General features: G+C 64.7%; 16 protein-coding genes. 11 read left to right on the top strand and 5 right to left on the bottom strand.

The features are described from left to right. Positions 1-40: 40 nt before the first annotated feature. The 6 genes from iscU (at position 41) to iscX (ending at position 4,323) form a co-directional block, all read left to right on the top strand. On the top strand, positions 41-454 hold the full coding sequence (gene iscU / locus SB772_RS02955) for a Fe-S cluster assembly scaffold IscU (protein WP_410831780.1): 414 nt from the start codon (positions 41-43) through the stop codon (positions 452-454). Positions 455-611: 157 nt separating this feature from the next. After that, a complete protein-coding gene (gene iscA, locus SB772_RS02950) occupies positions 612-935 on the top strand; it encodes an iron-sulfur cluster assembly protein IscA (protein WP_027212034.1) in 324 nt (107 codons plus the stop codon). A gap of 139 nt (positions 936-1,074) precedes the next feature. After that, positions 1,075-1,602, top strand: coding sequence for a Fe-S protein assembly co-chaperone HscB (gene hscB, locus SB772_RS02945; RefSeq protein WP_410831779.1), 528 nt, complete (start codon positions 1,075-1,077; stop codon positions 1,600-1,602). A 110-nt stretch (positions 1,603-1,712) separates the two neighbouring features. Then, positions 1,713-3,584, top strand: a complete 1,872-nt coding sequence (hscA, locus tag SB772_RS02940) for a Fe-S protein assembly chaperone HscA (protein ID WP_410831778.1) — start codon at positions 1,713-1,715, stop codon at positions 3,582-3,584. Positions 3,585-3,768: 184 nt separating this feature from the next. Then, positions 3,769-4,110, top strand: a complete 342-nt coding sequence (gene fdx, locus SB772_RS02935; RefSeq protein ID WP_410831777.1) for an ISC system 2Fe-2S type ferredoxin — start codon at positions 3,769-3,771, stop codon at positions 4,108-4,110. A gap of 15 nt (positions 4,111-4,125) precedes the next feature. Then, entirely contained in the window at positions 4,126-4,323 is a 198-nt protein-coding gene (iscX, locus tag SB772_RS02930) for a Fe-S cluster assembly protein IscX (protein ID WP_007181290.1), read from the top strand. Positions 4,324-4,428: 105 nt separating this feature from the next. Here iscX and SB772_RS02925 read toward each other — a convergent pair whose 3' ends face one another. The 5 genes from SB772_RS02925 to SB772_RS02905 form a co-directional block, all read right to left on the bottom strand. Next, positions 4,429-5,190 (bottom strand): glycine zipper 2TM domain-containing protein, encoded by a 762-nt coding sequence (locus tag SB772_RS02925; protein WP_410831776.1) that lies wholly within the window; start codon positions 5,188-5,190, stop codon positions 4,429-4,431. Positions 5,191-5,510: 320 nt separating this feature from the next. Beyond that, positions 5,511-7,037 carry a lysine--tRNA ligase gene (lysS, locus tag SB772_RS02920; RefSeq protein ID WP_410831775.1) on the bottom strand — a complete coding sequence of 509 codons (1,527 nt, stop codon included), beginning with the start codon at positions 7,035-7,037 and terminating at the stop codon, positions 5,511-5,513. Positions 7,038-7,170: 133 nt separating this feature from the next. After that, positions 7,171-8,275 (bottom strand): peptide chain release factor 2 gene (gene prfB / locus SB772_RS02915; RefSeq protein WP_410831774.1). Its coding sequence is split into 2 segments (ribosomal slippage): positions 7,171-8,193 and positions 8,195-8,275, totalling 1,104 coding nucleotides; the frame shifts between segments, so codons are not numbered across the junction. 185 nt (positions 8,276-8,460) lie between these two features. Then, complete coding sequence (gene recJ, locus SB772_RS02910; protein WP_410831773.1) at positions 8,461-10,167, bottom strand: single-stranded-DNA-specific exonuclease RecJ; 1,707 nt, start codon at positions 10,165-10,167, stop codon at positions 8,461-8,463. 28 nt (positions 10,168-10,195) lie between these two features. Next, entirely contained in the window at positions 10,196-11,329 is a 1,134-nt protein-coding gene (locus tag SB772_RS02905) for a regulator (protein ID WP_410831772.1), read from the bottom strand. Between the two features lie 338 nt (positions 11,330-11,667). Here SB772_RS02905 and SB772_RS02900 point away from each other — a divergent pair, with 338 nt between their 5' ends. The 5 genes from SB772_RS02900 (at position 11,668) to SB772_RS02880 (ending at position 18,171) form a co-directional block, all read left to right on the top strand. Further along, the gene (locus SB772_RS02900) at positions 11,668-12,921 is read left to right on the top strand and encodes a lipoprotein-releasing ABC transporter permease subunit (RefSeq protein WP_410831771.1); all 1,254 of its coding nucleotides are present in this window, start codon (positions 11,668-11,670) and stop codon (positions 12,919-12,921) included. After that, complete coding sequence (gene lolD, locus SB772_RS02895) at positions 12,914-13,654, top strand: lipoprotein-releasing ABC transporter ATP-binding protein LolD (RefSeq protein WP_410831770.1); 741 nt, start codon at positions 12,914-12,916, stop codon at positions 13,652-13,654. Before SB772_RS02900 ends, lolD begins: the two co-directional genes overlap by 8 nt. A 59-nt stretch (positions 13,655-13,713) precedes the next feature. After that, on the top strand, positions 13,714-14,502 hold the full coding sequence (locus SB772_RS02890; RefSeq protein WP_410831769.1) for a TatD family hydrolase: 789 nt from the start codon (positions 13,714-13,716) through the stop codon (positions 14,500-14,502). Positions 14,503-14,614: 112 nt separating this feature from the next. Beyond that, positions 14,615-17,245 (top strand): DNA internalization-related competence protein ComEC/Rec2, encoded by a 2,631-nt coding sequence (locus tag SB772_RS02885; protein WP_410831768.1) that lies wholly within the window; start codon positions 14,615-14,617, stop codon positions 17,243-17,245. A gap of 122 nt (positions 17,246-17,367) precedes the next feature. After that, positions 17,368-18,171: an alpha/beta fold hydrolase gene (locus SB772_RS02880; RefSeq protein ID WP_410831767.1), complete on the top strand. Its 804-nt coding sequence runs from the start codon at positions 17,368-17,370 to the stop codon at positions 18,169-18,171. The last annotated feature ends 149 nt before the right edge of the window (positions 18,172-18,320 follow it).

The following is an 18,320-nucleotide window of genomic DNA, read 5'->3' as shown; positions in this document are numbered from 1 at the left end:
TTCATCGAATGCGGATTGAAACGAATCAAGGAGTGTAATCATGGCTTATAGCGACAAGGTTCTGGACCACTACGAAAACCCGCGCAACGTCGGTTCCTTCGCGAAGGACGACGATGCGGTCGGTACCGGCATGGTCGGCGCGCCGGCCTGCGGCGACGTAATGAAGCTGCAGATCCGCGTGGGCGCGGACGGTATCATTGAAGACGCGAAGTTCAAGACGTACGGGTGCGGTTCGGCCATCGCGTCGAGTTCGCTCGTTACCGAATGGGTGAAGGGCAAGACGCTCGACCAGGCCATGTCGATCAAGAACACGCAGATCGCCGAAGAACTGGCGCTGCCGCCGGTGAAGATCCACTGCTCGATCCTCGCGGAAGACGCGATCAAGGCAGCGGTCGCCGACTACAAGCAGCGCCACGGCGAAGCCGTCGTCGACGCTGACAAGCAGCACGCTTAAGCGCGCGGTCGGATGTAAATCGAAGCGGACGGCGCAGCGCAACAATGCATCGTCCGGCATGAGCGATATTTGAAGCAGGCAGGGTAGCAGCGCGGAAGTCATCACACCGGTGATAAGCACATGAGTGACGAACCCGCACTGCGCAATGAGAAACGCTATGGCAATTACGTTGACCGAAAAGGCAGCACAGCACGTCCAGAAGTATCTGACTCGTCGCGGCAAGGGTGTCGGGTTGCGGCTTGGCGTGCGCACGACCGGTTGCTCGGGTTTGGCCTACAAACTCGAGTACGTGGACGAACTTGCGCCCGAAGACGAAGTGTTCGAATGCAACGGCGTGAAAATCATCGTCGACCCGAAGAGCCTTGCCTATATCGACGGCACCGAACTCGACTTCGCACGTGAAGGGTTGAACGAAGGCTTCAAGTTCAACAACCCGAACGTGAAGGACGAGTGCGGTTGCGGCGAGTCGTTCCGCGTGTAAATCGGTTCACTTCCGCGTGCAGCGGAAAAAAGGCGGCGCGGGCCGCCTTTTTAGTTTCATCCGCGCTTATTTGACCTGCATTGATCTGCGCTTTTTGACGGCACTTCGGTGCGCTTCCTGAACGGACTCCTTTAATCCGATGGCCTCGCTGAACGACAGCCACTTCGACCTGTTCGATCTGCCCGCGCAATTCGCGCTCGACGCGTCCGCGCTCGACCACGCGTACCGCACGGTGCAGGCGCAAGTACATCCGGACCGCTTCGCGGCGGCCGGCGACGCGCAAAAACGCATTGCAATGCAATGGGCGACGCGCACCAACGAGGCGTATCAGACGCTGCGCGATCCGTTGAAGCGCGCAACCTATCTGCTGCACCTGCGCGGCATCGACGTCGGCGCGCACGACAATACGGCGATGGAGCCGGCGTTCCTGATGCAGCAGATGGAATGGCGCGAAGGCATTGAAGACGCGGCCGCGGCGAAGAACGTCGATGCGCTCGACACCTTGCTCACCGAGCTGCGCGACGAAGAGCGCATGCGTTTCGATAAGCTCGGCGCCTTGCTCGACAGCGGCGCGAATCAGGTGGCGGGCGAGGCGGTGCGGCAGTTGATGTTCATCGAGCGGGTGGCGTCGGAAATCGGCACGCAGATCGAGCGGCTCGAAAACTAGCACCGCGCGCAGTGCTATCGACGCACGACGACACACGAACGCAGCCGTAGCATTACCATCCAGCAACGCGAAATTTCAGGGCGGGGCCATGCGGCCCCGAGAAGATCCAGATGGCCTTACTGCAAATCTCCGAACCCGGCATGGCGCCGGCGCCTCATCAGCGGCGTCTCGCGGTCGGTATCGATCTCGGCACCACCAATTCCCTCGTCGCCGCCGTGCGCAGCGGCGTGCCCGACGTGCTGCCCGACGAGGACGGCCATGCGCTGCTGCCGTCGGTGGTGCATTACCTCGAAAAGGGCGGCCGCCGTATCGGCCGTGCCGCCAAGGCAGAAGCGGCGACCGACCCACGTAACACGATCGTGTCGGTCAAGCGCTTCATGGGCCGTGGCAAGGCGGAAGTCGAAGGCGCCGAAAACGCGCCATACGATTTCGTGGACGCGCCCGGCATGGTGCAGATACGTACCGTCGACGGCGTGAAGAGCCCGGTCGAAGTATCGGCGGAAATTCTCGCGACGCTGCGCCAGCGCGCCGAAGACACGCTAGGCGACGAACTGGTCGGCGCGGTCATCACGGTGCCCGCGTATTTCGACGAAGCGCAGCGCCAGGCGACCAAAGACGCGGCGCGGCTGGCCGGCCTGAACGTGCTGCGCCTGTTGAACGAGCCGACCGCAGCGGCGATCGCCTACGGTCTCGATAACGGTTCCGAAGGTCTGTACGCGGTGTACGACCTCGGCGGCGGCACCTTCGATCTGTCGATTCTCAAGCTCACCAAGGGTGTGTTCGAAGTGCTCGCGGCCGGCGGCGATTCCGCGCTCGGCGGCGACGATTTCGACCACGCGCTGTATCGGCATGTGCTCGAACAAGCCGGCATCGCGCCGCAGACGCTGGCACCGGAGGATGTGCGCCTGCTGCTGGACAGCGTACGCGTGACCAAGGAAGCCTTGTCGGACGCGCCGAGTGCTGCTCTGCAAGCAACACTCTCGAACGGCACCGCGATCGATCTGACGATCGACGAAGCCACTTTCGAAGCGATCACCCAGGCGCTCGTTCAACGCACGCTCGGTCCGACGAAGAAAGCACTGCGCGACGCCAAGGTCGCCACGAAGGACATCAAAGGCGTGGTGCTGGTCGGCGGCGCGACGCGCATGCCGGTGATCCGCCGCGAGGTCGAGTCGTTCTTCGGTCAGCCGCCGCTCACCAATCTGGATCCGGATCAGGTCGTCGCGCTCGGCGCGGCGATCCAGGCCGATCTGCTCGCGGGCAATCGCGGCGCCGACGGCGACGAGTGGCTGTTGCTCGACGTGATTCCGCTGTCGCTCGGCGTCGAAACGATGGGCGGCCTGACCGAGAAAATCATCCCGCGCAATTCGACGATTCCGGTCGCGCGCGCGCAGGATTTCACGACCTTCAAGGACGGCCAGACGGCGATGGCGATCCACGTCGTGCAAGGCGAGCGCGAGCTCGTCAGCGATTGCCGCTCGCTCGCGCGTTTCGAGCTGCGCGGTATCCCGCCAATGGCCGCCGGCGCCGCGCGGATTCGCGTCACCTATCAGGTCGACGCGGACGGTTTGCTGTCCGTGTTCGCGCGTGAGCAGGGTTCGGGCGTCGAGGCGTCGGTGGTGGTCAAGCCGTCGTACGGTCTCGCCGACGACGACATCGCCAGGATGCTCGAAGACAGCTTCTCGACCGCCGAAGTCGACATGCGCGCCCGTGCGCTGCGCGAGGCGCAAGTCGAAGCGCGGCGCCTCGTCGAAGCGACCGATGCCGCGCTCGCTGCTGACGCCGAATTGCTCGACGACAGCGAACGCGCCGAACTCGACGCGCTGCTCGCCGCGTTGCGCAACATCGCGTCAAGCGACGACGCCGACGCGATCGAAGCCGCGACCAGAACGCTCGCCGAAGGCACCGACGAATTCGCCGCACGCCGCATGAACAAGGGCATTCGCCGCGCGCTGGCCGGCCGCAAGCTCGACGAGATCTGAGCCTTGCGGTAACGGCATGCGAGCCGGTACGCCCGCAGCCGGTACGCCCGCAGCCGGTCGCCCGCAGCCGGTCGCCCGCAACAAACGAAAACGCGCCGCGCGTCTTAAAAACGGCACGCGGCGTTAGTAAAATGGTACGGAGCCGGACTGCGGCAACTGTGCCTCAGACCCAAACGGAAAATGTATGCCTCAAATCGTTGTGCTGCCTCACGTCGAACTGTGCCCGGAAGGCGCGGTGTTCGATGCTGTGCCCGGCAAGAGCATCTGCGACAGTCTGCTCGATCACGGCATCGAAATCGAGCACGCGTGCGAGAAGTCCTGCGCGTGCACGACCTGCCACGTGATCGTGCGTGAGGGTTTCGCCGCCTTGACGCCGTCCGAGGAAGACGAGGACGATCTGCTGGACAAAGCGTGGGGGCTCGAACCGGCCTCGCGTTTGTCGTGCCAGGCGATCGTGCCGGCGGAACAGGATCTGGTCGTCGAAATCCCGCGTTACTCGATCAATCACGCGAAGGAAAACCACTAACAGGAGGATGCAGCCATGAAGTGGACCGATACGCAAGACATCGCGATGGCCCTGACTGACAAGCACCAGGACATCGATCCGCAGCAGGTGCGCTTCACTGATTTGCACCGCTGGGTTACCGAGCTGGAAGGTTTCGACGACGACCCCAACCGGTCGAACGAGAAGATTCTCGAGGCGATTCAGGCTGCATGGATCGAAGATGCGGATTATTGAGTGTTGCACCCGTGGCGCGTGATCGTTTCCGCTGCCGCAAAGAAAAAGGCGATTCCATTGGAATCGCCTTTTTTAACGCCCGGAGAATCTTCAGGCTGGCATCGGTCAGCTTGCCACCAGCGTGCCGTTTTCGACCCGCACGCGCTGACCTTGCTGGAACGGCGGCGCTTCATGGTACGTGAAGTAGCGCATCTTGCCGTTTTCCATGCGCACGCGCACCGAATACGACGTGGTGCTGCGCAGATGTTTTTCGACCGAGTTGCCGGCGAGACCACCGCCGAGCGCGCCGAGAATCGTCATTGCGGTACGGCCGCCGCCGCTGCCGAACTGATTGCCGACCACGCCGCCGGCCACTGCCCCGCCGACCGCGCCGATGCCGGTGCCATGACCTTGCTGCTTCACCGCCGAGATGCCGACTACCGTGCCGCAAGTCGAACAGTAAGCCGGTTGTGAAGGTTGCTGCTGCGCGTATTGCGGCGCCGGCTGGGCTTGTTGCTGCTGGGCGTACTGGGGCTGTTGCTCAGGCACCGGGGCAGGCTGGCGTTGGACCGGTTGCTGAGCCTGTTGTTGGGCGGCGGCCTGCTGCGCTTGCTGTTGAGCCTGTTGCTGCTGTGCTTGTTGCGCGGCCTGCTGCGCCGCCAGATTCGCCGGCGCGGCCGAATCGACCACCGCCGGTTGCGTGGTCACCTGCGCGGCCTGGGTCTGATCGGTTTGCGCGCCGTTGCTCGACGCCTTCGGGAACAGGCCTGTGATGGCCGCCGTCGCGGCAAGGCTGGCGATGATGACGGCACCCGCAGCGGTCGCCACCAGCGGGTGAAGACGACGTTGTTGCGCGGGTTTGGTGGGTTTGGTATCTGGATTGTCCATGCTGGCCTCCGTCTTAAGCAGAGTCGACTGTTATTGAGACACAGTGTCGGTCAAATCGATCCCCGGAGGGTTTCAGTTTGTAACCACTTCTGGGCAATCATCTCGCAGAAGAGGTGTTCAAGGCTTGATATACCGGTGAGACCCTCGGTTCGCGCCGCGCTCGGCAGAGGCGGGCAGGGCAGCCAATAACCCTGATGCGCACCTTTTACCGATTGTTACAAATTGTCAGCTAGCCGCTCATCTGCTTTCTCGGCTCGAAAACAAAAAAACGCCCGGCATCGAGCCGGGCGTTTTGTCTGAGCGCTAACGCAGCGAACCAGTCAGTCTTCGCGGCGCAGATGCGGGAACAGAATCACATCGCGGATGCTCGGGCTGTCGGTCAGCATCATCACCAGACGGTCGATGCCGATTCCGCAACCGCCCGCCGGCGGCATGCCGTATTCCAAAGCGCGGATGTAGTCGGCATCGTAGAACATTGCTTCTTCGTCGCCGGCGTCTTTCTGGTCGACCTGTTTCTTGAAGCGCGCGGCCTGGTCTTCCGGATCGTTCAGTTCCGAGAAACCGTTGGCGATTTCGCGGCCTGTAATGAACAGCTCGAAACGCTCGGTGATCCCGTCGAACTTATCCGACGCGCGGGCGAGCGGCGACACTTCGATCGGGTAGTCGATGATGAAAGTCGGCTCCCACAACTGCGACTCGGCGGTTTCTTCGAACAGCGCGAGCTGCAAGGCGCCGACGCCCGCGTTCAGGAACTGCGGCTGCGACGCATCGACGCCGAACTTCTTCAATTCCGTGCGGAGAAATGCATCGTCGCCGAGTTGTGAGTCTGTGTACTGCGGCGCGTACTTCTGGATTGCCTGGCTGATCGTCAAGCGATGGAAGGGCTTGGCCAGATCCAGTTCACGGCCCTGGTAGCTGATCGTCGCACTGCCGAGCGCATCGACCGCCGCCTGGCGGATCAACTGTTCGGTGAAGTCCATGATCCACTTGTAATCGGTGTACGCCGCGTAGAACTCGATCATTGTGAATTCCGGATTGTGGCGCACCGACACGCCCTCATTGCGGAAATTCCGGTTGATCTCGAACACGCGCTCGAAGCCGCCGACTACCAGCCGCTTCAGATATAGTTCCGGCGCGATCCGCAGGAACATTCGCATATCGAGCGCGTTGTGGTGCGTGGTGAACGGCTTGGCCGCGGCGCCGCCCGGGATCGGGTGCAGCATCGGCGTTTCGACTTCCATGAAGTCCGCGTCCGCCATGAACTTGCGGATCGACGCGATCGCCTTGGTGCGCGCGACGAAAGTCTTGCGCGTTTCCGGCGTGACGATCAGATCGACATAACGCTGGCGATACTTCATTTCCTGATCGGACAGACCATGGAACTTGTCCGGCAGCGGACGCAGCGACTTCGACAGCAAACGTAGTTCGGTACAGCGCACCGACAGCTCGCCCTTGTTGGTGCGGAACAGCACGCCGCGCGCCGCGACGATGTCGCCCATGTCCCACTTCTTGAACGCGTCGTACGTGGCCTGGCCGACGTCGGCCGGCGTGATGAAGAACTGGATCTGACCCGAGCCGTCGCGCACGGTCGCGAAGCTCGCTTTGCCCATCACGCGCTTGAGCATCATGCGGCCGGCGATCGCGACTTCGAGCGGAGCGGCTTCGAGCGCTTCCTTGTCGGTTTGCTCGTATTGCGCCTGCAGATCTTCGGCGTGGTGCGTGGGGCGGAAATCGTTCGGATAGGCGATGCCTTGCTCACGCAGCTCGCGCAGCTTTTCGCGGCGCTCGGCGATGATCTTGTTGTCGTCCACCTCGGGCACGACATTCGGCTGGATCTGTTCGGTCATGATGGTTTGGTATTCGGTGGTCCGTATGCGGTGGGCCGCATGCGGATGGCCTGCGAGTAGGTCAACCACAGGCGCTATAACAAAGATGCAAAGATGCGACGCGGCGATGCCATGCATGCCGCACCGGCCGCGCTTAGACGCCCTGTTTCAGGCTGGCGCTGATGAACGGATCGAGGTCGCCGTCGAGCACGCTCTTGGTATTGCTGATTTCGACATTCGTGCGCAGATCCTTGATCCGGCTGTTGTCCAGCACGTACGAGCGGATCTGATGACCCCAGCCCACATCGGTCTTGCCGGCTTCGAGCTTGTCCTGCTCGGCCTGACGTTTGCGGATTTCCGCTTCGTACAGGCGCGACTTCAGCATGGCCATGGCTTCGGCACGGTTACGGTGCTGCGAGCGGTCGTTCTGGCACTGCACGACGATGCCCGACGGCATGTGCGTGATCCGCACCGCGGAGTCGGTCTTGTTGATGTGCTGACCGCCCGCGCCGGACGCGCGGTACGTGTCGATGCGCAGATCGGCCGGATTGATGTCGACTTCGATCGAATCGTCGATTTCCGGATACACGAACACCGACGAAAACGACGTATGACGGCCGCCCGACGAATCGAACGGCGACTTGCGCACGAGGCGGTGCACGCCGGTTTCGGTGCGCAGGAACCCGTAGGCGTATTCGCCCTCGATCTTGATCGTCGCGTTCTTGATGCCGGCGACGTCGCCTTCGGTCTGTTCCAGCACCTCGGTCTTGAAGCCTTTGCGTTCGCAGTAGCGCAGGTACTGGCGCAGCAGCATCGAGGCCCAGTCGCACGCTTCGGTGCCGCCGGCGCCGGCTTGAATGTCGAGGAAGGCGTTGTTCGGGTCGGCCGGGTTCGCGAACATCCGGCGGAATTCCATGTCGGCGACGCGCTGTTCGAGGCCTTGTGCATCCGCTTCGCAGGCGAGGAGCGTGTCCTCGTCGTCTTCTTCGCGGGCCATTTCGAACAGGTCCTGCGCGTCGCGCAGGTCGTTATCGAGTGCCGTAAGTTTGCCGACGACGTCGTCGAGCAGCTTTTTTTCCCGGCCGAGGGCCTGAGCGTGCTTCGAGTCGTTCCAGACGTCCGGGTCTTCGAGTTCCCGGTTGACTTCGATTAGACGCAGTGCTTTGTCGTCGTAGTCAAAGATACCCCCGTAGGTCGGCCGCGCGCGTGCGCAGGTCCGCCAGAGAGGCTTCGATCGCGTTGAGACGTTCCGCTTCCATGTCGATCTTTTATAGCTTCGTAAAAAGGGGAAATTATAGCCGATCGGCGCGCCGCGCCGGCGGCTTGTGAGCGATCCGGCGCGTGTTTGGGATTGATTTTGCGGTGATTTTCGACGCTTTGGGGCGTCCGGGGCGGCTGACTGGAGTGGTGTGCGTTGGGCCTCCAGTTCGTCCCCGGTTCTCTGCTAGCTCGCCGCGTGTTCGACGATCAATTGCACCCGCGACACACCGTTCCACGTGTCGCTCGCGAGCCGGTAAGCGACGGTGGTGCGTGCGGGCAGCGTGTCGGTATGGTTGAACCAGATCGCGTTGAAGCGCTGCCGGCCGCGCACCAGTTGCAGCTTCAGATGCTTGTCCTTGACCAGCGCCTGCGACGCGATATCGAATTCGCCGGAAAATACCGGCGCCGGGAAGCCCTGACCCCAGACGGCGGCGTCGAGCATTTCGACGAATTGCGGCGTGAAGTAGGCGTCTTCGAGTTCGCCGTCCGTTTCGACGGTGCGCGCGAGTGCGTCGTCGGAAAGCCATTCGCGGCCAACCGCTTCGAACGCGGCGGTAAAGCGCGGCACGTCGGCGGCGGCGATGGTGAGGCCCGCCGCCATCGCGTGGCCGCCGAATTTGACGATCATCCCCGGCTCGCGTTTGGAAATCAGGTCGAGCGCGTCGCGCAGATGGAAGCCCGCGATCGAGCGGCCCGAGCCTTTGACCAGCTGGCCGCTGTCGTCGGCGAGCGCGAAGGTGAACGACGGCCGGTGGAATTTTTCCTTCAGCCGTCCGGCGACGATGCCGATCACGCCCTGGTGCCAGCCCGGATTGAACAGCGTGATGGTGGTCGCGCCGTCGGGATCGATCGCCGAGAGGTCCTCGAGCGCCTGCTGCTGCATGCCGGCTTCGATCTCGCGGCGCTCGCGGTTCATCGTGTCGAGTTGCTGCGCGAGTTCCCACGCGCGGCCGATGTCGTCGGTGGTCAGGCATTCGATGCCGAGCGACATGTCCGACAGGCGCCCCGCTGCATTCAGCCGCGGGCCGAGCGCAAAGCCGAGGTCGAAACCCGACGCGCTGCGTGCGTCGCGCGCCGCGGCGCGAAAGAGGGCGCCGATGCCCGGCTGCATCTTGCCTTTGCGAATCCGCTGCAAGCCTTGCGCAACCAGCACGCGATTGTTGCCGTCGAGCCTGACCACGTCGGCGACCGTGCCGAGCGCGACCAGATCGAGCAGGCCGTCGAGGCGCGGTTCGGGACATGCGTCGTTGAAGGCGCCGCGGCGGCGCAATTCCACGCGCAACGCCAGCAGTACATAAAACATCACACCGACGCCCGCGATGCATTTGCTCGGAAACGTGCAGCCCGGCTGATTCGGATTGACGATCGCGCGGGCGGCGGGGAGCGCGTCGCCGGGCAAGTGGTGATCGGTCACCAGCACGTCGATGCCGAGCGCGTTGGCTGCTTCCACACCGTCGACGCTTGCGATGCCGTTATCCACGGTGATCAGCAGTTCCGGCTTGCCGGACGCACTGCGCGCGGCCAGCGCGACGATCTCGGGTGTCAGACCATAGCCGTACTCGAAGCGGTTCGGCACGAGGTACTCGATCTGTGCGCCGAACATCCGCAGGCCGCGCACCGCGACCGCGCAGGCGGTGGCGCCGTCGCAGTCGTAGTCGGCCACGACCAGCATGCGGCGGCTGCCCTGAATCGCATCGGCGAGCAGCGCGGCGGCGTCTTCGCAGCCTTTGAGCCCGGCGGGCGGCACGAGCCGGGCGAGGCCGGTTTCGATTTCATCGGGCATGCACACGCCGCGCGATGCGTACAGACGCGCGAGTACCGGATGCAGGCCGTGGCGGGTGAGGACTTCGGCGTCGACCGGAGAACAGGCGCGCGTAACGATTCGAGTCATTCGGAAAGGCCGTTGAGCAGGCAGTAAATCATTCGATGAAAAGCGAGGCGAGCACGCGCCGCCGCCAGAATTTACGCAGGTCGCCGCGCGTGACCGACAGCGTCACCGAGCCGGTGTCGCCGCACAGCGTCAGGCCGAGTTCGCCGAGCTGACCCGCTTGCAACGCTTCCAGTGCCGGTTCGAACCAGTCCGTTTGCAGCGCGGCGAAGGCGTCGTTCCAGCGCGCCCAGTCCTGCTCGATGTAGGGTGCGGAGAACGGATCGAGTTCGACCAGCGTGGCGCCGTTGGCGCTGCCACTCGCATGTGCGTTGGCTTTGGTGCTTGTGCCGCCGGACGCAGCAGGCAGTGCCCCGAACGATGCCGGCGGTGCGCCGGTCTCGACGCCGGCAGTCAGCGCGAGGCCGCGTGTGGCCGCCGCGTCGGAGAACACCCGGGCGAACGGGCTCGTCACTGGTTGCGCCGCGCCCTGGGCGTGAAACCAGATCGAGTTGACGGCCGGCAAGCCGCGCGCCTCACGTGCTTCGTTGACCGGATGCTCGAACCACGCCATTTGCACTTCGTTTTGCAGCTTCATCCATGCGCGCGAACGCTCGCCGGAATGCGCCTCGTGCGGCAGCCAGATTTCGATGTTGCGACCGCTCGCACGCAGCGGCGAGGCGCCCGCCAGCGCGCCGAAGCCTTCGCCCGACAAGTACCAGCGCACGGGCCTGGGTGCTTCGATGCGCACGCCGAGTTCCTCGATCAACGGCCGGGCGACCGCCAGCAGCGCCGTGGCCTCGTCGTCCGATAATTCCAGCGAGGCCGGATCGATCAGCACCAGATGGTCATGCGCGATGCGCACATGCACCGGCTGCACGCAGGCCCACGTCGCGTTGCCGGGTTCGCCGCCGTCCGCGCGCAGCATGTACGGAGCGAGCGGAGCTTCGTCGGCCGCCGCCGCGCCGCTCGGCAGCGTGCCGAACTGGCGCGCCACCCAGCGTTCGTGCGGCAGCGTGCGCTGAAAATCCTCGCCGACCACCCGTTCGACCAGCGTCGCGCGGGCGATCAGCCGGTCGAGGGCGGGACTCTGGATATCGTGCAGTGCGGTGGAGGCGTCGGCTGCGGCGGGCAGCGCGAAGGGCAGAAGAAGATGAAGACGGTTGGCGTGCATGATGCTGCGCATTGTAGGGCAAAGCGTGCGAGTATTCCGGCCATACCGACGGATTCCGGGCACCGCACCCAGACCCGCCGATGGCAGCAGGAGCCCCGCACGGAAGGCGTTTGCGCGAGTCCGCGGCATTGTATGGCAAACTTCGCGCTTGATTGACGGCGCCAGCGCCTGGTGGGGCGGCTGCATCGGTGGCGCGGGCTTTGCAGAGGGCGCCGGAACCTCATGCCGGAACCATCTGCGCTGCCGCGACACCAACGATCACGACGTTCGGGCCGCATGACCGGTGCCGCTTACGCGGCTAGCCGCTTTCATGTGCAGCACGAAGCCGAAGAACGCAGAAAAGGATTCGCTTGAAATTTCCCTACGAATGGCAGATAGGCTGGCGCTACACCCGCGCCGGCAAACGCACGACCGGCAACGGCTTCATTTCGTTCATCGCGCTGGTGTCGATGTCGGGCATCGCGCTCGGCGTCGCAGCGTTGATCGTCGTGTTGTCGGTGATGAACGGCTTTCAGAAAGAGGTGCGTGACCGGATGCTGTCGGTGCTGGCGCACGTCGAAGTGTTTTCGCCGACCGGTTCGATGCCCAACTGGCAATTGACGGCCCAGGAAGCCCGCCAGAACAAGGAAGTGATCGGTGCCGCGCCGTATGTCGAAGCGCAGGCGCTGCTCACGCGCCAGGACGCCGTGAGCGGCGTGGCGCTGCGCGGGGTCGAGCCGACGCTCGAGCCGCAGGTGTCCGATATCGGTCGCGAAATGAAGGGCGGCAAGCTGGCCGACCTCGTGCCGGGCGAATTCGGCATCGTGCTCGGCGCGGACCTCGCCTCCAACCTCGGCGTAACGGTCAGCGACAAGATCACGCTGGTCGCGCCCGAGGGCACCATCACGCCGGCCGGCATGCTGCCGCGGCTGAAGCAGTTCACCGTGGTGGGCATCTTCGAGTCGGGGCACTACGAGTACGACAGCACGCTCGCGCTGATCAACATCAAGGACGCGCAGGCGCTGTTCCGGCTGCCCGCGCCGACCGGCGTGCGCTTGCGTCTGACGGACATGCAGCGGGCGCCGGAGGTCGCGCAGCAACTGGCGCATAGCTTGTCCGGCGATTTGTACATCCGCGACTGGACCCAGCAGAACAAGACCTGGTTCTCGGCGGTGCAGATCGAAAAACGCATGATGTTCATCATCCTGACGCTGATCATTGCGGTGGCGGCGTTCAATCTGGTGTCGTCGCTGGTGATGACGGTGACCAACAAGCAGGCCGATATCGCGATTCTGCGCACGCTTGGCGCGCAGCCCGGCTCGATCATGAAGATCTTCGTCGTGCAGGGCGTGACGATCGGCTTTATCGGCACGGCGACCGGCGTCGCGCTTGGTTGCCTGATCGCGTGGAGCATTCCGTGGCTCGTGCCGATGATCGAGCATCTGCTCGGTGTGCAGTTCCTGCCGCCATCGGTGTATTTCATCAGCGAACTGCCGTCCGAACTGATCCCCGCGGATGTCGCGCGAATCGGCGTCATCGCGTTCGCGCTGTCGGCGCTCGCGACGCTGTATCCGAGCTGGCGCGGTTCGAAGGTCCGTCCTGCGGAGGCATTGCGCTATGAATGACCGTTCCGCTACCTTGAATATGCCCAACGAGACGACGCTGCATCCCTACGTGCTGGAAGCGACCGGCATTTCGAAGTCGTTCGTGCAGGGCGGCCTCAATGTGCAGGTGCTCAACAACACGCAACTGAGCGTGCGGCGCGGCGAAAAGCTGGCGATCGTCGGCGCGTCGGGTTCCGGCAAGAGCACGCTGCTGCACGTGCTCGGCGGCCTCGACGATCCGAGCGCGGGCCAGGTATCCGTGATGGGCAAACCCTTTACGAAGCTCTCCGAACGCGAGCGCAACGATTTGCGCAATCGCGCGCTCGGTTTCGTGTATCAGTTCCACCATCTGCTGCCGGAGTTTTCCGCGCTCGACAACGTCGCGATGCCGCTGCGGATTCGCCGCCTGACGACCGAGGCCGCGCGGCGCCAGGCGCTCGAGGTGCTGGAGCGCGTCGGCATGGGGCATCGGGCGAAGCATCGTCCCGGTGAGTTGTCGGGCGGCGAACGTCAGCGTGTGGCGATCGCCCGGGCACTCGTCACCAAACCGGCTTGCGTGCTGGCCGATGAACCGACCGGCAACCTCGACGGCGGCACCGCCGACACCGTGTTCAACCTGATGCTCGAACTGTCGCAAACGCTCGAAACCAGCTTCGTGATCGTCACGCACGATCCGGAACTGGCCGGCCGCTGCGACCGCATCATGCGGTTGCGCGACGGCGTGCTTCACGAAGAGCCGCCGGTGCCGGTGTAATCGCCGCGCGAAACGCAAACGGCACCCCACGCGAAACCCTGCCGCTAACGAGGCGCGCCATGTGGATCGACACGCACTGCCATCTCGACGCTGCGGACTTCGACGCCGACCGCGACGCGGTCGCGGCGGCGGCGCGTCGCGCGGGCGTGGGGCGCATTGTGATTCCCGCGATCGGCCGTGAGAACTTCGCGACGGTGCGAGAACTGGCGCACCGGACCGACGGCGGTGCGTATGCGCTAGGCATCCATCCGCTCTACACGCCGGGCGCGCAGGAGAGCGATCTTGACCTGCTGCGCATGGAGATCGAGGCGAGCCTCGATGATCCGCTGTTCGTCGGCATCGGTGAGATCGGGCTCGATTACTTCGTGCAAGGTCTCGACGATAGGCGTCAGCAGTTCTTCTATAACGGTCAGCTGCAACTCGCTCGCGAATTCGATCTGCCGGTGATTTGCCACGTGCGCAAATCGCAGGATCAGGTGATCAAGGGGCTGCGCCGGCATCAGATTCATCGTGGCATCGCGCACGCATTCAACGGCAGCTTTCAGCAGGCTCAGGCGTATATCGATCAGGGCATGCATCTGGGCTTCGGCGGTAATCTGACCTTCGAACGGGCGCGGCAAATCAGGCGCCTCGCCGAGCAATTGCCGTTCGACGCACTGGTCGTCGAAACCGACGCGCCGGATATCGCGCCTTCCTGGATATACCGGCAGCGCAACACGCCGGATCAGATTCCGGCGATCGGCGCGGGCCTCGCACAACTGCGCGGCATCGCCGCGGACGAAGCCGCCCTAGGCACAACGGCTAACGCGCTCGCCGCGCTGCCGCGGCTCGCTCTTTCCTCTGCATAATCAGGCTTGATGGTTCAAGTGGTTCGCGCTGGGCGGAACACGCGCCCGGCGGGCTTGCGGTTGCCTGCGCGGTGAGCGTTGTGTCGTCCGGCGCCGGTCGGGCGGAGGGCGAATGCGGGCATGGTGGTGCGGATTTGCGTTGGGTGTGATCGGCTTGCAGCAGCAGGCGGCACTGCCGGGTTGGGGCGGCTGGAGCGCGTTGATTCTGGTCGCATGCATGGCGGGCGGTGCAGCGGTATGGGCGTGGTGCGGTGCTCGTTCCGTGACGGCGGGCGGCGGCTCGATTCCGGCTTCGCTCGATCGTCGGGTCTGGTTCAGCGCGACTTTCAGCGCGCAGACGCACTCACGGATCGGCTGGAGCGCGGTGTGGATTGCGGCCATGTGCGCGGGTTTCGGCTACGCGGCCTGGCGCGCGGAAGTGCGGCTCGCCGTGAGCTTGCCGAACGCTTGGGAGGGGCGCGATATCGACGTCGTCGGCAGCATCAAGGGTCTGCCGGCGCGCGACGATAGGGGCGCGCGTTTTCTGTTCGAGGTCGAGTCGGCCGACGCGCCGATAGCCGCCTTTCCGCGTGTGATTCGACTGTCGTGGATCGCCCGGAATGCGCCGGCGCCGGTGTTGGAGCCCGGCGCTCGCTGGCGTTTGACGGTGCGGCTCAAGCGGCCGCACGGCAATGCGAACTTCGGCGTCCGCGATGCCGAAGCAAGCCTGCTCGCGCGCAATGTACGCGCCACCGGTTATGTCAGCGCACCCGCTACCGCCGTGCGCTTGCCGGGTAACGCGCGCGGCGTGGGCGTCATGTTCGATCGCTGGCGCGCCGCGCTGCGCGCTCGCATCGACACGGTACTCGCCGACGCGCCGCATCGCGGGATCGTGGTGGCGCTCGCGATCGGTGCGCAGGATGAAGTCAGCGCAGCAGACTGGCTGCTGATGCGCGGCACGGGTACGAGTCATCTGGTGGCGATTTCGGGGCTACATATCGGCCTTGTGGCGGGACTTGCGGGTTGGCTCGCCGGGGCGGTGTGGCGGCGCTCCGGGTTCTTCGGCCGCAACTGGCCGTTGCGGTTGCCCGCGCAGGTCGTTGCGGTGACGGGCGGCGCGTTGTTTGCCGGCGTGCACGCTGCGCTGGCCGGTTTCAACGTGCCGGCGCAGCGGGCGCTGTGGATGGCGGGCGTGCTCGCGCTTGCGTTTATCAGCGGGCGCAATCTCGCGCGATCCGCCGTGCTGGCGTGGGCGCTGGGGCTCGTGTTGCTGATCGATCCGTGGGCGGTCGTTTCGGCGGGATTCTGGCTGTCGTTCTGCGCGGTGGCGGCGATTCTGTTCGCGATGTCGGGGCAGCCCCGCATGCAGGACCATGCACAACATCGCGAGGAAGACGGTGAGGACGGCGAGTCGTCCCGCTTCATGCGCCTGCAGCCCGCCTTGCGCCGTCGTGTGCGTGCCTTTGTCGAACGCTTGCGCAGTGCCGCGCACGTGCAGTTCGCGGTCACGATCGCGCTCGCGCCGCTCACCGTCTACTGGTTCGCGCAGATTCCGCTGATCGGTCCGATTGCCAACGCCTTCGCGATTCCATGGGTGAGCCTGCTGGTCACGCCGGCCGTGTTGGCCGGCGTCGCGCTGCCCGCGCCGTTCGATGCCTACGCGTTCCAGACGGCGCATGCCTTGCTCGAACCGCTGGCCGCGGGCTTGCGGATGCTCTCGGGTCCCGCATGGACGCTCTGGCGTTTGCCGCAGCCGCATGCGTGGGCGCTCGCCGCGGCGGCCGTCGGTGTGCTCTGGTGTCTCGCACCGCGCGGCTGGCCGCTGCGCTGGGCCGCGCCGCTGACCTGGCTGCCGTTGCTGATCCCGGCGCCGTCCGGGCCGCCGCATGGCAGTTTCCGGCTGACCGCGCTGGATGTCGGCCAAGGCACTTCGGTGCTGGTTGAGACGGCGCATCACGCGCTGCTGTTCGATGCAGGACCGGGACCGGAATCGACGCATGCGGGCGAGCGCGTCGTTGTGCCGTTTTTACAGGCGCACGGCGTCACGGCGCTCGATACGCTCATTATTAGCCACGCCGATTCCGACCATTCGGGCGGCGCACCCGCGGTGCTGGACGCGATCGAGGTACGTCAAATGGTGGCGGCATTGGCGCCGGCGAACGCGTTATGGCGCAGCGCAAGGCAACGCGGCGCGGACACGCTGCCCTGCGCGGCGGGGCAGCGCTGGCAGTGGGACGGCGTCGAGTTCGCGATGCTCTGGCCGGACGCCGGACCGCTGCAAGGCAGACCGAACGCGCATTGCTGCGTATTGCGGGTGAGCACCTTGCCTCCCGCCGCGCCTGCGTCAGCCGCGGATGGTCGAACCGATGCACCCCGCATGAGCGCCTTGCTGGCGGCGGACCTCGAAGCGCCGGCCGAACGGACGCTGCTCGCACGCGATCGCGCCGCGTTGCGCGCGCAGGTGCTCGTGGTGGCGCATCACGGCAGCAAGACCTCGTCGACCGAACCGTTCCTCGACTCTATCGACCCGCTGGTCGCGCTATTTCAGGTAGGCTATCGCAACCGTTTTCGTCATCCGGACGCGGGGGTGTTCGAGCGTTACAAAGCGCGGCATATCGAACTCGCGCGCAGCGATACGGACGGCGCGGTGCGGGTCGACGTCAACCCGGACGTGAGCCCGGGCGCCGCCCCGGACATGAATGGGGCGACGCTCACGCTCGAGCGCTATCGCGACACGCAGCGCCGCTACTGGATGGATCGCTGACTGACTGCCGAGGGTTGTCCAGAATTGTTGAAAGAGACAAATAAGAAGCAGATAAGAAGCAGGTAAAAAGCGCGCCGCCGGGCCGGCAGCCTGCATGCAAATTAGAACGGAGATAGCCGCAGTTGAAAAACATCATCCACTTCTCGCACGCGAACGGTTTTCCCGCGTCGACGTACCGGACCATCTTCGCCGAACTCGCGGACGACTACGAACTGCGTTCCATCGAGCGCATCGGTCACGACGCGCGTTATCCGGTCACCCAGGACTGGCCGCATCTGGTCGAGCAGTTGCTCGACGACATCGGCCGTTCGTACGAGCAGCCGGTGTGGCTCGTCGGCCATTCGCTCGGTGGGTACCTGTCGTTGATGGCCGCGCTGAAAAAGCCACAGTGGGTGAGGGGCGTAGTAATGCTGGATTCGCCGGTGATCGCCGGCTGGCGCAGCAGCATGCTGCGCGTGTCGCAATGGACCGGGCTCGACGAGCGACTCTCGCCGGCGGCGGCCACGCGTGCGCGCCGTACCCACTGGGTAAGCCGCGACGAGGCGTGGCGGCATTTTCATTCGAAGCCGGCGTTTGCTCGCTGGGATGAGCGGATGCTGTCCGATTACATCGACTTCGGCATTCCGCAGACTTCACCCGACGGTTCGCGTTCTTTGGCCTTCGACCGGCGTACCGAATACCAGATCTATAAGACCTTGCCGCATACGCTCGGCTCGCGTCTTGCGCGTGGCGCGCCGGTGCCGGTCGGTTTTATTGCCGGCACGCATTCGAAGGAAATCCGCCAGGCCGGACTCGATGCAACCCGCCGCGCGACCGGCGGTCATGTGGAATGGATCGAAGGCAGCCATCTGTATCCTATGGAAAAGCCACTCGAAACCGCGCGCGCGGTGCAGCGGATGTTGCGCGAGTTGGAGCGCCGCGCCTAACGCCACGCATCAGTTCGCCGGCGCGGTCGCCGGCACATAATGGGCGCCGCTGCGATGGTGCTGGCGGCGCGGCCCGCCAGGTTCGGCCGCAAAAACGGTGCATGGTCCGCTCGTGGCGAGCGCCGCCGCCACGGCATGCATTGGTGCGG

This window comes from Paraburkholderia sp. SIMBA_030 (assembly GCF_046535245.1).
In the GTDB taxonomy this organism is placed as follows: Bacteria; Pseudomonadota; Gammaproteobacteria; order Burkholderiales; family Burkholderiaceae; genus Paraburkholderia.
The sequence above is the reverse complement of the archived record's forward strand: the minus strand, read 5'-3'. Positions and strand labels throughout refer to the sequence as shown.

Excerpts from the sequence above, each read along its gene's own strand:
- iscU (WP_410831780.1), top strand. The coding sequence starts at position 41 with ATGGCTTATAGCGACAAGGTTCTGGACCACTACGAAAACCCGCGCAAC.
- iscA (WP_027212034.1), top strand. The coding sequence starts at position 612 with ATGGCAATTACGTTGACCGAAAAGGCAGCACAGCACGTCCAGAAGTAT.
- hscB (WP_410831779.1), top strand. The coding sequence starts at position 1,075 with ATGGCCTCGCTGAACGACAGCCACTTCGACCTGTTCGATCTGCCCGCG.
- hscA (WP_410831778.1), top strand. The coding sequence starts at position 1,713 with ATGGCCTTACTGCAAATCTCCGAACCCGGCATGGCGCCGGCGCCTCAT.
- fdx (WP_410831777.1), top strand. The coding sequence starts at position 3,769 with ATGCCTCAAATCGTTGTGCTGCCTCACGTCGAACTGTGCCCGGAAGGC.
- iscX (WP_007181290.1), top strand. The coding sequence starts at position 4,126 with ATGAAGTGGACCGATACGCAAGACATCGCGATGGCCCTGACTGACAAG.
- SB772_RS02925 (WP_410831776.1), bottom strand. The coding sequence starts at position 5,190 with ATGGACAATCCAGATACCAAACCCACCAAACCCGCGCAACAACGTCGT.
- lysS (WP_410831775.1), bottom strand. The coding sequence starts at position 7,037 with ATGACCGAACAGATCCAGCCGAATGTCGTGCCCGAGGTGGACGACAAC.
- recJ (WP_410831773.1), bottom strand. The coding sequence starts at position 10,167 with ATGACTCGAATCGTTACGCGCGCCTGTTCTCCGGTCGACGCCGAAGTC.
- SB772_RS02905 (WP_410831772.1), bottom strand. The coding sequence starts at position 11,329 with ATGCGCAGCATCATGCACGCCAACCGTCTTCATCTTCTTCTGCCCTTC.
- lolD (WP_410831770.1), top strand. The coding sequence starts at position 12,914 with ATGAATGACCGTTCCGCTACCTTGAATATGCCCAACGAGACGACGCTG.
- SB772_RS02890 (WP_410831769.1), top strand. The coding sequence starts at position 13,714 with ATGTGGATCGACACGCACTGCCATCTCGACGCTGCGGACTTCGACGCC.
- SB772_RS02885 (WP_410831768.1), top strand. The coding sequence starts at position 14,615 with ATGCGGGCATGGTGGTGCGGATTTGCGTTGGGTGTGATCGGCTTGCAG.